The organism is Salinimicrobium profundisediminis (genome assembly GCF_026241755.1).
Taxonomy (GTDB): Bacteria; Bacteroidota; Bacteroidia; order Flavobacteriales; family Flavobacteriaceae; genus Salinimicrobium; species Salinimicrobium profundisediminis.
The window spans coordinates 36,918-52,265 of record NZ_JAPJDA010000005.1; the positions used below are offsets into that span (position 1 = coordinate 36,918).

16 protein-coding genes are annotated in these 15,348 nt (G+C 39.8%); 12 read left to right on the forward strand and 4 right to left on the reverse strand.

Translation table 11 applies throughout. From position 1 onward, the window contains the following. Positions 1-24: 24 nt before the first annotated feature. The 4 genes from OQ279_RS04075 to porX form a co-directional block, all read right to left on the reverse strand. Positions 25-324 carry a hypothetical protein gene (locus OQ279_RS04075; RefSeq protein WP_266068541.1) on the reverse strand — a complete coding sequence of 100 codons (300 nt, stop codon included), beginning with the start codon at positions 322-324 and terminating at the stop codon, positions 25-27. A 232-nt stretch (positions 325-556) separates the two neighbouring features. After that, entirely contained in the window at positions 557-700 is a 144-nt protein-coding gene (locus tag OQ279_RS04080; RefSeq protein ID WP_266068542.1) for a hypothetical protein, read from the reverse strand. A 277-nt stretch (positions 701-977) separates the two neighbouring features. Beyond that, entirely contained in the window at positions 978-1,382 is a 405-nt protein-coding gene (tsaE, locus tag OQ279_RS04085; protein WP_266068543.1) for a tRNA (adenosine(37)-N6)-threonylcarbamoyltransferase complex ATPase subunit type 1 TsaE, read from the reverse strand. Between the two features lie 45 nt (positions 1,383-1,427). Beyond that, positions 1,428-2,978, reverse strand: coding sequence for a T9SS response regulator signal transducer PorX (gene porX, locus OQ279_RS04090; protein ID WP_266068544.1), 1,551 nt, complete (start codon positions 2,976-2,978; stop codon positions 1,428-1,430). Positions 2,979-3,017: 39 nt separating this feature from the next. Between porX and OQ279_RS04095 the strand changes: the two genes are divergently transcribed. The 12 genes from OQ279_RS04095 to hisG all read left to right on the forward strand — a co-directional run bounded on the left by OQ279_RS04095 (position 3,018) and on the right by hisG (position 15,348). Further along, a complete protein-coding gene (locus OQ279_RS04095; RefSeq protein WP_266068545.1) occupies positions 3,018-4,247 on the forward strand; it encodes an HD domain-containing protein in 1,230 nt (409 codons plus the stop codon). Positions 4,248-4,271: 24 nt separating this feature from the next. Next, the gene (lpxD, locus tag OQ279_RS04100; protein ID WP_266068546.1) at positions 4,272-5,300 is read left to right on the forward strand and encodes a UDP-3-O-(3-hydroxymyristoyl)glucosamine N-acyltransferase; all 1,029 of its coding nucleotides are present in this window, start codon (positions 4,272-4,274) and stop codon (positions 5,298-5,300) included. Next, on the forward strand, positions 5,293-6,681 hold the full coding sequence (locus tag OQ279_RS04105) for a bifunctional UDP-3-O-[3-hydroxymyristoyl] N-acetylglucosamine deacetylase/3-hydroxyacyl-ACP dehydratase (protein WP_266068547.1): 1,389 nt from the start codon (positions 5,293-5,295) through the stop codon (positions 6,679-6,681). The genes lpxD and OQ279_RS04105 overlap by 8 nt, the downstream gene beginning before the upstream one ends. A gap of 5 nt (positions 6,682-6,686) precedes the next feature. Continuing rightward, complete coding sequence (gene lpxA / locus OQ279_RS04110; protein WP_266068548.1) at positions 6,687-7,472, forward strand: acyl-ACP--UDP-N-acetylglucosamine O-acyltransferase; 786 nt, start codon at positions 6,687-6,689, stop codon at positions 7,470-7,472. Between the two features lie 12 nt (positions 7,473-7,484). Then, a complete protein-coding gene (efp, locus tag OQ279_RS04115) occupies positions 7,485-8,051 on the forward strand; it encodes an elongation factor P (protein WP_266068549.1) in 567 nt (188 codons plus the stop codon). Positions 8,052-8,103: 52 nt separating this feature from the next. After that, complete coding sequence (locus tag OQ279_RS04120; RefSeq protein WP_266068550.1) at positions 8,104-9,036, forward strand: UDP-3-O-(3-hydroxymyristoyl)glucosamine N-acyltransferase; 933 nt, start codon at positions 8,104-8,106, stop codon at positions 9,034-9,036. Between the two features lie 2 nt (positions 9,037-9,038). After that, positions 9,039-9,449, forward strand: coding sequence for a nuclear transport factor 2 family protein (locus tag OQ279_RS04125; protein ID WP_266068551.1), 411 nt, complete (start codon positions 9,039-9,041; stop codon positions 9,447-9,449). Positions 9,450-9,513: 64 nt separating this feature from the next. After that, complete coding sequence (gene sucD, locus OQ279_RS04130) at positions 9,514-10,386, forward strand: succinate--CoA ligase subunit alpha (protein WP_266068552.1); 873 nt, start codon at positions 9,514-9,516, stop codon at positions 10,384-10,386. Between the two features lie 138 nt (positions 10,387-10,524). After that, complete coding sequence (fabG, locus tag OQ279_RS04135) at positions 10,525-11,271, forward strand: 3-oxoacyl-[acyl-carrier-protein] reductase (RefSeq protein WP_266068553.1); 747 nt, start codon at positions 10,525-10,527, stop codon at positions 11,269-11,271. Between the two features lie 139 nt (positions 11,272-11,410). Beyond that, positions 11,411-13,441 (forward strand): VWA domain-containing protein, encoded by a 2,031-nt coding sequence (locus tag OQ279_RS04140; protein ID WP_266068554.1) that lies wholly within the window; start codon positions 11,411-11,413, stop codon positions 13,439-13,441. Between the two features lie 20 nt (positions 13,442-13,461). Next, positions 13,462-14,277 carry a prohibitin family protein gene (locus OQ279_RS04145; RefSeq protein ID WP_266068555.1) on the forward strand — a complete coding sequence of 272 codons (816 nt, stop codon included), beginning with the start codon at positions 13,462-13,464 and terminating at the stop codon, positions 14,275-14,277. Between the two features lie 213 nt (positions 14,278-14,490). After that, positions 14,491-15,348, forward strand: a complete 858-nt coding sequence (gene hisG / locus OQ279_RS04150) for an ATP phosphoribosyltransferase (RefSeq protein WP_266068556.1) — start codon at positions 14,491-14,493, stop codon at positions 15,346-15,348.

A 15,348-nucleotide genomic window follows, 5' to 3' on the forward strand; every position in this document is an offset into this window, starting at 1 on the left:
CGACATTTTTATGGAGTGAAAGAATTAGAGTTTAACGTAGTACTCTTCCTGAATTTCCCCATCTCGGGAAGTATCTTCTCTAAACGATTTGATCTCTTTATATTCTTTATCGGAAAACGGGGAGAAGGGGGAGATGTTTTCACGTTCAATTTCGGAGAGATCTATACCATAGATACGATCAAATACTTTAATCCTAATGAGGTAAACAATAGAAAGAATCAGGATAAAAAATGGAGCTAAGTAAATTAGATCGCCACTATCTAGATCAATTACATCTAAGTAAGCATCTTCATAGAAAGCAGAGATCATTTGATAAAGATACATTAATGCTGGAACTAATATAACGTGATACCACCAATGTTTGCAGGTGAAAAACCATATTATCAATAAAAGAAATGGAATTAATTTACTAAAATAAGTCCATGCAGCAGTCAATACATCTTGGTAATACTTACTCTCATAAGTAAAAAATGAATTTTCCCAAACAGGACTGCTTGGGAAAATTTCATATAAATAAAATAAATATGGGGAAAACCCTATAAATAATGCGATTAAACTACCCGTTAGTAGGAACGCGGATGAGCCTTCTATCGACGGCTGTTTTCTTAACTTCATTTTTATTGTCATTATCTGTGTTAGAAGTTACAAATAAAGTTGCTCCAAAGATAGATACGGCTAAGAAAAGGGCTTTAATTTTCATGATATAGTTTTTTAAGGTTGTGTATATTTCGATTTGTTGATACAAACCTATAAAAAACTAACCCGCTAATAATTAGTGCATTATTCGTACTTTTGCCGCCTTTTTGGAGAAATTATTTTTAAACTTTTAAAATATCATATTTTAATTAATACAGTTAAAATAATTATTAATTCGGTTAATGACCCTGAGATAATACATATATGTTAATAAAATGCAAAATATGAAAGAAAATTCTCACAGAAAATTTTCAACTTGCTATTAAAAATTTGGCGCTAAATTAACAAAACTTTAACTTCCTTAAATCATTTTCAAGTATTAAAATTTCCACTTTTTGATCCCCTTCTTCAATAAAATTTTGAATTTTTTGAGGCCATTCAATAAAATTCCAGTTGCCAGATTCAAGATATTCTTCAAAACCCATGTCCCAGGCTTCAGATTCATCATTGATTCTGTAAAAATCAAAGTGATTTACTGTTCCATTTTCAGTTTCGTAAACGTTTACAAGGGAAAAAGTTGGGCTACTGCCAGTATCTACGGCACCTAAGGCCTTTAAGAGGGCCTTTATTAAAGTTGTTTTACCCGCTCCCATTTCTCCATAGAACAATAGGGTTTTACTTCCAGATTTTTCCAGAAGTTTCCGGGCAACAGTTTCAATTTCAGATAGAAGGTAGGTTACTTCCATTCAAAAGTATTATGATTTGGGACTGTAAAGATAGTTAAAATCTTGTTACCTAGGTGATAAGACGCTAAAAGGGATGATCATTTCTTCCATTGATACTCCTCCGTGCTGAAAAGTATTTCTATAGTAGCTAACATAATGGTTGTAATTATTAGGGTATGCAAAGAAGAGGTCTCCTTTTGCAAAAATGAAGGAACTGCTCATGTTAATGGCAGGAAGGTGTATAGTCTTTGGATTAGGTGCTGCCAAAACGTCTTTTTCCTCGTAAGTGAGGCTCTTTCCTGTTTTGTAACGCAGGTTAAGACTGGTTTGTTTATCACCTATCACTTTTGAGGGATTCTTTACATTAATAGTTCCGTGATCTGTAGTCACTATAAGTTTGAATCCGAGGTTTTGAGCTTGCTGGATAATCTCGAGCAGCGGGGAATTCTTAAACCAGCTTTGGGTAAGGGACCGGTAAGACTTATTAGTAGATGCAAGTTCTTTGATCACTTCCATTTCTGTCTTAGAGTGAGAAAGCATGTCAACAAAGTTGTAGACCACTACGGTAAGATCATTTTCTTTTTGGCTCTTAAAGTTTTCAACCAGTTTTTTACCGGCTTTGAGACTACTTATCTTGTGATACTCGTGTTTAATATCGCTGCCCAGTCTCTTTAGCTGTGCCTGTAGAAATTCGGCTTCATGAAGGTTTTTTCCGCCTTCGTCTGTGTCATTCTTCCATAAGTTGGGGTGGAGCTTTTCCATATCACTTGGCATAAGTCCCGAGAAAATAGCATTTCTGGCGTATTGCGTTGCTGTAGGCAGGATACTGTAAAAGGGGATTTCGAGCTCCTTCTTATAGTAGTTGTTCACTACCGGTTCAAATGCCCGCCATTGATCATATCTTAAATTATCTATTACCACCAGCAGCGTAGGCTGTTCTTTGCTTAATTCGGGAAGTATCTTTTCCCTGAACAAAGTATGTGACATGGTGGGGGCATCGGCATTCTTCTCAAACCATGCAGGATAATTCTTATCTATGAATTTGCAAAACTGTGAATTTGCTTCCGTTTTTTGGGATTCAAGAATCTCAAACATGCCCGTGTCTTCAATATTTTCGAGTTCCAGTTCCCAGTAAATAAGCTTTTGATAAAGTTCTGCCCATCCTTCAAAAGAATTGATCTGGGCCATATCCATCGCGATCTTTCTAAACTCCTGCTGATAGCTCGAAGTTGTTTTTTCAGAAATAAGCCGGGAATGATCAAGGTTCTTTTTGATACTCAAAAGAATTTGATTTGGGTTGACAGGTTTAATGAGGTAATCTGCTATTTTTGACCCTATAGCTTCCTCCATAATATATTCTTCTTCGCTTTTGGTGATCATTACCACCGGCACGTTTGCCTGTTTTTCCTTGATTTCTGAAAGCGTTTCCAGTCCAGATAAGCCCGGCATGTTCTCATCCAGAAAGACTATATCAAAATTCTCCTTTTCTATTTCTTCTAAAGCTTCGGTCCCGCTTTGGCAGGTGTAAACTTTATAATTTTTACTTTCAAGGAATAGAATGTGAGGCTTAAGCAGGTCGATCTCGTCGTCTACCCATAATATTTTGATATCGTTCATATATGTATCTTTGTTGAGATTAATATTAAAGGACAAGATTTGCTTCCAGGAAACAAACTCAAAATTTTAAACGATCCAATTTACGGATTTATTACTATACCTAATGAGCTCCTTTTTGATATCATGGAGCACAAATACTTTCAAAGACTAAGGCGTATTTCTCAAATGGGTTTGTCATACCTGGTTTATCCCGGTGCGCATCACACGCGTTTTCACCACGCTTTGGGTTGTCTTCACTTAATGCAAAAAGCCGTGAGGGTATTGAGGCTTAAAGGTGTAGAGATTTCTGCGGAAGAGGAAGAGGCCCTTCAAATTGCCATATTGCTTCACGATGTAGGCCACGGGCCATTCTCGCATGCTATGGAGCACAGCATAGTTGAAGGGGTGAGCCATGAGACCATTTCTTTCCTTTTTATGGAAGAAATGAACCGGAAGTTTAACCAAAGATTAACTATGGCTATAGAAATTTTCCGCGGAAAATACCCCCGAAAGTTTCTTTGCCAGTTAATTTCGAGTCAAATGGACATGGATCGTCTTGACTACTTAAAACGCGATAGCTTTTATACCGGGGTGGCCGAAGGGAATATCAATAGCGAAAGGCTTATTAGTATGCTCACAGTAGTAGATAATGAATTGATGGTAGAAGAAAAGGGGATCTATTCTATTGAAAAGTTTTTGCTTGCCCGCCGCCTCATGTACTGGCAGGTTTACCTGCACAAAACCGGTGTGGTGGCAGAGCAGCTTTTAATTAGAGTGCTTCAGCGTGCCAAGGAACTTGTTCAATCTGGGCGCACTTTATTTGCGAGCACTGCGCTCACTTACTTTTTAAAACAACAGATCACGGCCGAGAGTTTTTCCGAAGAAACTTTACAAATCTTTGCGCGACTTGATGATTACGATATTCTTTCAGCAATGAAAGAATGGGCGAATGATGAAGATTTTGTGTTGAGCAGCTTGTGTCAAATGATCATTAACAGGGATCTTTTAAAAATTAAGCTGAAGAAAAAACCTGTTTCAGAAGAAAAAATGGAGCGCCAGCTTCAAAAAGTGATCTCGCGGTTTGGTATAAGCAGGGAAGAAGCAGCATATTTTGTGTTTAGCGGAGACATAAGTAACCTCGCCTATAAAAGAGAAGATGAAAAAATTCATATCCTCTTTAAAAGTGGGAAAATAACCGATGTAATAAAGGCTTCAGACCATTTTAATCTCAAAGCACTTTCCAGACCGGTGACCAAATTTTATATCTGTTATCCAAAACCAAAAGATTAACTCATTTTTTTTACTTTTGCCAGAATGAAGTTTACAGCAACTCAAATAGCAGGAATACTCGGGGGAGAGGTAGTAGGAGATCCCGGGGCCGAGGTTGACAGGCTTGCCAAAATTGAGGAAGGGACTGCCGGTTCCATCACATTTTTGGCTAATCCTAAATATACCTCTTTTATATATTCCACCAAAGCTACTATTACTATAGTAGGTGAAAATTTTCAGGCAGAAGATGATCTGTCTACTACCCTTATAAAGGTAAAAGATCCATATACGGCGTTTTCAAAGCTTTTGGAATACTACAATCAGGTGAAACTGAACAAATCTGGGATAGAGCAGCCAAGTTTTATTTCTGAATCGGTTTCTTATGGGGAGAACCTTTATCTGGGCGCTTTCTCATACCTGGGAGAGCAGGTAAAAATTGGAAATAACGTCAAAATATTTCCCAACTCATATATTGGGGATAATGTTCAGATTGGAGATAATGTTACGATCTTTTCGGGCGCTAAGGTTTATTCTGAAACCATAATAGGGAATAATTGTGTACTGCACGGCGGGGTAGTTATTGGTGCCGATGGTTTCGGCTTTTCACCAGATGCCGATGGTGTGTATTCAAAAGTACCACAAATTGGCAACGTTATTATAGAAGATAATGTTGATATTGGTGCCGGTACTACAATAGACAGGGCTACTCTTGGATCTACAATTATAAGAAAAGGAGTGAAGTTGGATAACCAAATCCAGATAGCACATAATGTTGAAGTAGGAGAGAATACAGCTATTGCCGCCCAGACTGGAATTGCCGGCTCATCCAAAATAGGTAAAAACTGCCTTATAGGAGGACAGGTTGGTATTGCGGGACATATTCACATTGGTAACGGAGTGAAAATTCAGGCTCAGTCAGGAATAGGTCGTAATATTAAAGATGGAGAAATGATTCAGGGTTCTCCTGCCATTGGCTATAGTGAATATAATAAAGCTTACGTACATTTTAAGAATTTACCCAAAATAGAAGACCGCTTAACCAAACTAGAAAAAAAACAATCAGATAATGGCTAAACAACGCACCATAAGTAAAGAAGTTTCTTTACAGGGAGTGGGGCTTCACACCGGTAATGAAGTCACTCTTACATTTAAACCGGCTCCAAACAATACCGGTTACTGTTTTGTAAGAACAGATATTGAAGGAAATCCTATGGTGGAAGCCGATGTTAACTATGTAGTCAACACCCAAAGAGGTACAAACCTTGAAAAAGATGGCGTTACTATTCAAACATCAGAGCACGTACTTGCAGCCTGTGTTGGTCTTGAAATTGACAATATAATTATTGAGCTTAATGCTGCTGAACCTCCTATTATGGACGGGTCTTCAAAGTTTTTTGTAGAAGCGCTTCAGCAGGCAGATATTGAAGAACAGGAGTGTGACAGGGAAGAATACGTGGTAACAGATGTTATTCGCTATCACGACGAAAAATCGGGCAGTGAAATCCTGGTGATGCCTGCCGATGAGTATCAGGTGACTACTATGGTAGATTTTGGTACAAAGGTGTTGGGCACACAAAATGCATCCCTACAAAAAATTTCAGATTTTAATACTGAGATTTCAAATGCACGTACATTTAGTTTCCTACATGAAATTGAAACGCTTTTGGAACACGGCCTCATAAAAGGGGGAGACCTTAATAATGCTATTGTTTATGTAGATAAGGAGCTTAGCCCCGAGACTATGGATAAACTCAGGGTAGCCTTCAAAAAAGACAATATTGCAGTTAAGCCTAACGGGATTCTTGATAACCTCACGCTACATTACCCAAACGAAGCAGCCAGGCATAAACTGCTGGATGTGATTGGAGACCTTGCTTTGGTGGGAACCCGCATTCGTGGAAAAGTAATTGCAAACAAGCCGGGGCATTATGTAAACACGCAGTTTGCTAAAAAACTTTCTAAGATCATTAAAGCTGAAAAGCGAAATAATGTCCCAAAATATGATCTTGATAAGGAGCCTTTAATGGATGTTAATGAGATCATGAACATTCTGCCTCACCGGCCTCCTTTTATTTTGGTCGACAAGATCATTGAGTTGACCAGTGATACTGTAGTGGGTGTCAAAAATGTCACTATGAACGAACCTTTTTTTGTAGGACATTTCCCTGGAAAACCGGTTATGCCGGGTGTACTTCAGGTAGAAGCTATGGCTCAAACCGGTGGTATACTTGCGCTTAAATCTGTGCCCGACCCCGAAAATTATCTTACCTTCTTTATGAAGATTGATAATGTCAAGTTTAAAAGACAGGTGGTGCCCGGGGATACACTAATTTTTAAATTGGAGCTACTGGCGCCAATAAGAAGAGGAATATGCCAAATGCAGGGATATGCTTATGCTAACGGCAAGCTCGTGACTGAAGCCATTTTAATGGCTCAAATTGTAAAACAAAAATAAAAACTATGAATCAACCCTTAGCATACGTTCATCCCGGAGCCAAGATTGCAAAAAATGTAGTGATTGAACCCTTTACCACTATACATAACAATGTGGTGATTGGAGAAGGCACCTGGATAGGATCGAATGTTACTATCATGGAAGGGGCGAGGATCGGAAAGAACTGTAATATTTTTCCCGGTGCCGTTATTTCTGCTGTTCCTCAGGACAAAAAATTTAATGACGAAGATACACTTACCGAAATTGGGGATAATACTACAATTAGGGAATGTGTGACCATTAACCGTGGAACTACCGACAGGATGAAGACCAAAATTGGTAAGAACTGCTGGATCATGGCCTATTGTCACATCGCGCACGATTGTGTGGTGGGTGATAATTGTATCTTTTCAAATAACAGTACTCTGGCAGGTCATATTAATGTAGGAGACTATGTTGTGCTTGCAGGTATGGCTGCTATTCAACAGTTTTGTAGTATTGGGAGTCACGCTTTTGTAACCGGTGGTTCTTTGGTACGTAAAGATGTTCCTCCTTTCGTAAAAGCCGGAAGGGAGCCTTTATCTTACGTAGGAGTGAATTCAATCGGACTAAGACGTCGTGGTTTTTCTACGGATAAGATCAGGGAAATCCAGGATATTTACAGGATTCTCTATCAGAAGAACTACAACAACACACAGGCTGTGGCCATCATTGAAGCTGAAATGGAAGCCACTTCCGAAAGAGATGATATTTTAGAGTTTATCAAGAATTCCCAACGCGGAATCATGAAAGGATATTTAAGTACAAATTAATAAGGCGCAAAAATGGCAAGTACAAGTGATATTAGAAATGGATTGTGTATAAGATACAACCATGACATATTTAAAGTTGTAGAATTTCTCCACGTGAAGCCGGGAAAAGGTCCTGCTTTCGTTAGAACAAAATTGAAAAGTGTAACTACAGGAAAAGTGATTGATAACACCTTTTCTGCAGGGCACAAGATCGAAGACGTAAGGGTTGAAACTCATAAGTTCCAGTTCCTGTATAATGATGGCGAATTTTACCACTTCATGAACACTGAAGATTATACCCAGATTAGACTTACCGAAAACGCGCTTGATGCACCGGGACTTCTAAAAGAGGGAGAAGTGGTTACTATTCTAATTAATACCGAAGATCAAATGCCGCTATCTGTTGAGATGCCTGCAAGTGTGATTCTTGAGGTAACCCATACAGAACCGGGAGTTAAAGGGAATACAGCAACTAATGCTACCAAACCTGCAACAGTAGAAACAGGGGCCGAAGTGAACGTTCCTCTTTTTATCAACGAAGGTGATAAGATCAAGATAGAAACCGATAAAGGTACTTACAAGGAAAGAATTAAAGAATAGTGATTAGAGATTAGAAAATCTCAAATCTCACATCTAATATCTCATATTTAACATGAAGTTCCCGCAGCAACATACCCTCGAGCAGATCGCTACAATAATTTCTTCGGAATATGTAGGTCCGGCCGATTTCCCTGTTTTGGGAATGAATGAGATCCATGTGGTGACTTCGGGAGATATTGTATTTGTAGATCATCCGAAGTATTATGACAAGGCTTTGAATTCGGCAGCGACTATTATTCTTATCAACAAAGAAGTAGAATGTCCTGAAGGAAAAGCCTTATTAATTTCAGATGATCCCTTCAGGGATTTCAATAAGCTCACCAGGTACTTTAAGCCTTTTGAAAAGGCTACTTCAAATCTGGCTTCTTCCGCAGAAATTGGAGAAGGAACGGTAGTGCAACCAACCGCTTTTGTGGGGAACAATGTAAAAATTGGTAAGAATTGTCTTATTCATGCTAACGTAAGTATTTACGATAACACAATAATTGGAGATAATGTTACCATTCATTCAGGTTCAGTTTTAGGAGGTGATGCCTTTTACTACAAGAAACGCCCCGAAGGTTATGACAAGTTGATCTCCGGAGGAAGAGTGGTGATCAAAGACAATGTAGATATTGGCGCTAATTGTACCATAGACAAAGGCGTGACCGGTGATACCACCATTGGTAAGGGAACCAAATTGGATAACCTTATCCAGGTGGGCCACGATACGGTCATTGGAGAAAATTGCCTTATTGCTTCGCAGGTAGGTATTGCAGGTGCAGTGGTTATTGAAGATGATGTGACTATATGGGGGCAGGCGGGATTCCGCAGTGGGATAGTGGTCAAAAAAGGTACTGTGGTAATGGGGCAGGCAGGGATTACAAAATCAACTAAAGAAAATACCGTATATTCGGGAAATCCGGCAATGGAGTCGCGCGAGTGGCTTAAAGAGTTGGCACTTTTGCGCCGATTGCCTAAATTGATGGACAAAATAAACGGTTGATTATGAGCTTAACACCTAAAGATTGCGTTGCCAAATTCTATTCTTCAGATTTTTACCGAAATCCTGATTCTGTAAAAGACTATTTACACCCCGACGCACAGCTGTTTTGGAACAGTAGCGGCGGATTTCACAAGCTAGGCTATTCAGAAATTGCCGGCATGTCTAAAGAACTTTCTCAGTCTTTTGAACATTTGCGGGCCGATATTAGTCATTTGTTAAGCGATGGGGATACAGTTACCATTCGCTTCACTTACTATGTAAGAACTGTAGAGAACCCCGATGAAGAGCTGCCCATGGCACATTTTATATCTATTTGGGAATGTAAGGACGGGAAAATGTATAAAGGCCATCAAATAAGTCAGCAGGCCGATGACAGTCCTGAAAATCTGGATTCTTTCCTTCCAATTAATTAATAAAACCCTTTAGGTTTCTTTTATAAAAACCTAATTTTGCAACTGAAAAATCAAAAAATCAACTATGAGCGTTTTAGTCAATAAAGATTCAAAAATAATTGTACAAGGATTTACCGGAAGTGAAGGTACTTTTCACGCTGGTCAAATGATCGAGTACGGAACGAATGTGGTAGGTGGTGTAACTCCGGGTAAAGGAGGACAAAAACATCTTGAAAAGCCTGTTTTTAACACCGTTTCTGATGCTGTTAAAGAAACAGGAGCCGACGTTTCAATTATTTTTGTACCACCGGCTTTTGCAGCCGATGCTATTATGGAAGCAGCAGACGCAGGTATCAAGGTGATTATTGCAATTACTGAAGGTATCCCTGTTGCCGATATGATTAAAGCTGCCGATTATATTAAAGATAAAGATTGTCGTCTTGTTGGCCCTAACTGTCCTGGAGTGATTACTCCCGGAGAAGCAAAGGTGGGTATCATGCCAGGTTTTGTCTTCAAAAAAGGAAAAGTTGGGATCGTTTCAAAATCCGGTACCCTTACCTATGAAGCAGCCGATCAGGTTGTGAAGCAGGGACTTGGTATTACTACTGCCATTGGGATTGGAGGAGATCCAATTATTGGTACCACTACCAAAGAGGCTGTTGAATTGTTGATGAACGACGATGAAACCGAATGTATCGTAATGATTGGTGAAATTGGAGGTCAGCTTGAAGCCGATGCAGCGAAGTGGGTGAAAGAAAATGGTAATAAGAAGCCGGTAATTGGATTTATCGCCGGTGAAACTGCACCAAAAGGTAGGACCATGGGTCATGCAGGAGCCATTGTTGGTGGAAGCGAAGATACAGCCCAGGCTAAAAAAGCCATTTTAAAGGAGAACGGAATTCACGTTGTTGATTCTCCTGCCGAAATTGGTAAAAAAGTAAAAGAAGTTCTGGGATAATCAATATTCCGGGTCAAAAAAGTAAGAACCTCCGTGACTTGTCAAAAATGGCAGTTTTCGGAGGTTTTTCAGTCTTGACCGGTTCTTTTATTATATTTGGAAGAAATTAATCCACACCAGGAAAACAGATATTTTATCATGAAATTACTAGAAGGAAAAAATGCTATCATTACCGGTGCCAGTAGAGGTATTGGGAAAGGAATAGCCGAAGTTTTTGCGAAACACGGGGCCAATGTTGCCTTTAGCTACAGCTCGTCTGCTGAAGCTGCCAACCAGCTTGAAAAGGAACTTCAGGAACTCGGAATTAAAGCAAAAGGATATAAATCTAATGCTGCCGATTTCAAAGAAGCTGAAGAACTTGTGAAAAATGTGCTTCAGGACTTCGGAAGTATTGATATTCTGGTCAATAATGCCGGTATTACCAAAGATAATCTCCTTATGCGAATGAGCGAGGAAGATTTTGATAAGGTAATTGAAGTGAACCTGAAGTCGGTATTCAACATGACCAAAGCAGTGCAAAGAACCATGTTAAAGCAGCGCCAGGGAAGCATTATCAATATGAGTAGCGTGGTTGGCGTTAAAGGAAATGCCGGCCAGGCAAACTATGCTGCTTCAAAAGCCGGAATGATAGGCTTCTCTAAATCTATGGCCCTGGAATTGGGATCTCGTAACATCAGGACCAATGTTATAGCTCCTGGTTTTATCGAAACCGAAATGACCGGAAAGCTCGATGAAAAGACTGTTGAAGGCTGGAGAGAGGCAATTCCGTTGAAAAGAGGCGGTACGCCCGAAGATATTGCCAATACCTGCGTTTTCCTTGCCAGTGACCTAAGTGCTTACATCACCGGGCAGGTGATCAACGTAGATGGAGGTATGCTTACCTAAATTTTATATTGAATATTGACTATTGACTATTTAATATTTAATATTAAGGCTGCTTAAAAGGGCATTTTTGGAAATGAACTTTTAAGCAGCCTTTTTCTCTTGGCATTATTTGCGTACTTTTCTTTCTCTAAACTATTAAATGCCGGTTTCAACATTTTTACTTATTTTCCTCTCTTTTGTGCTTGCTTTGATAGTGGCGTTGTTCCAGTATTTTTATAAAACAAAAAGGCGGGGTTCTAAAAATGCCATTTTTGCCACCTTACGTTTTTTGGCAATATTCGCCCTTCTGGTATTACTTATCAATCCCAAAATTAGCAGTACCCGGTATTATACCCAAAAACCAGCTTTAGTGCTGGCTGTAGACAATTCTTCGTCTATTGAGGAATTTGGAGCAGGAGAAGAAGTGATAAATTTTGCTGAAGCCATCCGTCAGGACCAGCAGTTGAAGGAAAATTTTGATATAAAGATATTTTCCTTCGGAAAAGATCTTGAACAGCATGATTCCCTGAATTTTGAAGCTCCTCAAACAAACCTTCCTGCCGTTTTTAACCGTCTTGCTTCCCTCTACGAAGATCAGGTGGCACCAACAGTGCTTATTACAGACGGAAACCAGACCATAGGGGAAGAATTTACCTTTGCTGCTGAACGTTATCGGCAACCGGTACTTCCGGTAGTGGTGGGAGATACTGTGAAATATCAGGATTTAAATATCTCCAGGATCAACGTTAATAAATATGCCTTTTTGAACAATCGTTTTCCGGTGGAGATCATGCTGAATTATTCCGGGAATTCTTCCGTAGAAACAAAGCTGGAGATTTTAGAAGGGAATTCAGTGGTGCATTCAGAGCAGCTTTCATTTTCTTCCCAAAATAATTCCGAAGTAATAAGGGTTGAACTTCCCGCAGGGGCAGTGGGAGTTCATAATTACCTGGTGCGCCTCGAAAAACTTGATACCGAAAAGAACCTGCTCAACAATACCCGCGAATTTGCGGTAGAAGTCATTGATGAGCGTACAAAAGTGCTTATTGCCTATTCCGTTTTACATCCTGATCTTGGAGCACTTCAAAATGCTATAGAAGCTAATCAGCAAAGGGAAGTAGAGCTTCAATCCATAAATCAGGTTACAGATACCAAAAGTTATCAGCTTGTAATACTGTATCAACCCGATTCCAGGTTTAAGTCTTTGATGGACGGACTTCAGGAACAAAATCAGAATTATTTTCTCATAACAGGACCAAAAACCGATTGGAATTTTCTTAATCGGCAGCAGGATATTTTTAAGCAGGAGCTTACAAACCAGTCCGAAGAATTTTTCCCGGTTTGGAATGAAAATTTTAAAGCTTTTCAGACAGAAGATATCGGGTTTTCTGATTTTCCGCCACTTGAAGGAAGCTTCGGAGATTTTAAAGCTCCCGAAAATCTGGACGTCTTACTTGGCAGGGAAGTACAGGGGGTGAATACCGGTACACCTTTGATGGGGGTGACCACAGCAGGAGATTCAAAAGTTGCATTTTTGTTTGGGGCAGATATTTGGCGCTGGCGGAGTGTGGTTTTTAGAGAAACCGGATCGTTTGAGGAATTTGATGACCTCATTGGAAAATTAGTGCAGTTCCTCGCTTCAAAAGGCAGGCAGGACAGGTTACTGGTTCAATATGAACCGCTTTATAGTGGCACCGAAGAAGTCATTATTGCAGCAGATTATTTTGATCAAAGTTACATTTTTGACCGGCGGGCAAGGCTTGAAATTCAGGTAGAAAATTCGGAAACAGGAGAACAGCGGCAAATTCCCTTATTGCTCAATGGTAGCTCTTACAAAGTAGATTTGAGCAGCCTGCCAGCCGGAGATTACAACTTCAGGGTAAGTGCGGCAGGTGAAGGTTTATCACAGTCGGGCAGTTTTAGGATACTCGATTTTGATGTAGAAAAGCAATTTGGAAGAGCGAATATAGAGGGGCTTCAGCAAATTGCAGATCAAAGAGGAGGGCAGGTTTATTTTCTGCAGGAATTTCAGCAGCTCAAGAACGATTTATTATCCAACGATTCTTACGCTACAGTCCAGAAAAGCCGTGAAAAGAACGTATCTTTGATTGACTGGAAATATTTACTGGGAATCATTGTTTTAGCCCTTGGTGCTGAGTGGTTCTTAAGAAAATATTACGGCCTTATATAAATTCTTATTATTTATTAGTTATGGACAGATTGCCCAAAATTGGCCTGCCAATTCTCTTTGCAGGAATTATCTTAGTTATTCTAATTGCTAAATCTACAATCACTATAAATTCGGGAGAAGCAGGAGTGCTTTACCAGACTTTTGGTGGTGGTGTGGTGACAGATGAACCCCCGCTTGGTGAAGGTTTTCACTTTGTAGCACCCTGGAACAAGGTTTTTGTTTATGAGGTGCGTCAACAATCTCTTGATGAAAAAATGCAGGTACTTTCTTCAAATGGTCTCGAAATAAAACTGGATGCCTCAATTTGGTTTGAGCCAGATTATGAAGATCTTGGATTGTTGCATAAAGAACGGGGTGAAGCTTACGTTCAAAGGGTATTGCAACCTGCGGTGCGATCTGCAGCACGGGCTGTAGTGGGTAGATATAATCCGGAGCAGCTTTACGCCAGTAAGAGAGAAGCCATACAACAGGAAATTTTTGAAGAAACTCAAAAACTACTTAAGGACCAATATGTGCAGGTAAACGAAGTATTAGTGCGTGATGTTTCTCTGCCTGCCACTATTAAAGAGGCAATTGAGCGAAAGCTACGCCAGGAACAGGAATCTCTTGAGTATGAGTTCCGTCTGACAAAAGCCGAGCAGGAAGCCGAAAGACAGCGTATTGATGCCGAAGGTAAGGCTCGTGCCAACGAGATTCTTAATGCATCTTTAACTCCGTTAGTATTGCGTGAAAAAGGTATTCAGGCTACTGTAGAACTGGCTAAATCGCCTAATGCAAAAGTAGTGGTGATTGGTTCGGGAGACGACGGTATGCCATTGATTTTAGGAGATAACTAAATTTTTTAAAGAATTGCTTCCTGAAATTGAAATAAAAATATATTTTTGTATCACACAATGAAAGCACAACAACTACATCATCATCATTCTCATTCATTCGCTCTTGCGAGGTGAGATTGATATGTGTATAATCCATATTTCAAAAACCCGTTTGAGCAGCTCAAACGGGTTTTTTTATTCCCCTTGGTCTGCCTGAACATAAAATCAACTAAAATGAACAGAATTAGAATTGCAGTACAAAAGTCGGGTAGATTACACGATGATTCCCTTAAGCTCTTAAAAGACGCCGGAATTTCTATTGATAACGGGAGAGAACAACTCAAGGCAACTTCAGGCAACTTTCCTCTCGAAGTGTTTTATTTACGCAATGGAGACATTCCGCAATATCTACGGGATGGGGTGGTTGACGCTGCCATTATTGGCGAGAATGTACTTGTTGAAAAAGGGGAAGATATTATAGTGGCCGAAAAACTTGGTTTCTCAAAATGCCGGGTTTCCCTTGCCGTACCTAAATCGGCTAAATATTCGGGTGTAGAAGATCTACAGGGCGCCAGGATCGCAACTTCATATCCTAACACGGTAAGAGATTACCTCTCAAAAAAGGGAGTTACAGCCGATCTTCACATTATTAATGGCTCGGTAGAGATTGCACCAAATATTGGCCTGGCCGATGCTATTTGTGATATTGTTTCCAGTGGGAGCACGCTCTTTAAGAACAACTTGAAGGAAGTAGAAGTAATGCTGAAAAGTGAAGCAGTTTTGGCAGTTTCGCCCGAAATTTCTTCAGAAAGAAAAGAGGTTCTTGAAAAGTTGCAGTTCAGGATCAAAGCTGTTTTACGCGCCCGTAGTTCGAAGTATATTCTTATGAACGTTCCAAATAGCAAACTTGACGCTGTAGTTAAATTGCTTCCGGGAATGAGAAGTCCTACGGTACTGCCTTTAGCCGAAGAGGGCTGGAGTTCACTGCACACAGTAATTTCAGAAGAAAGGTTCTGGGAAGTGATAGATGAGCTAAAGCAAAATGGTGCCGAGGGAATTCTTGTTGCACCCATCGAAAAAATGGTACTCTAA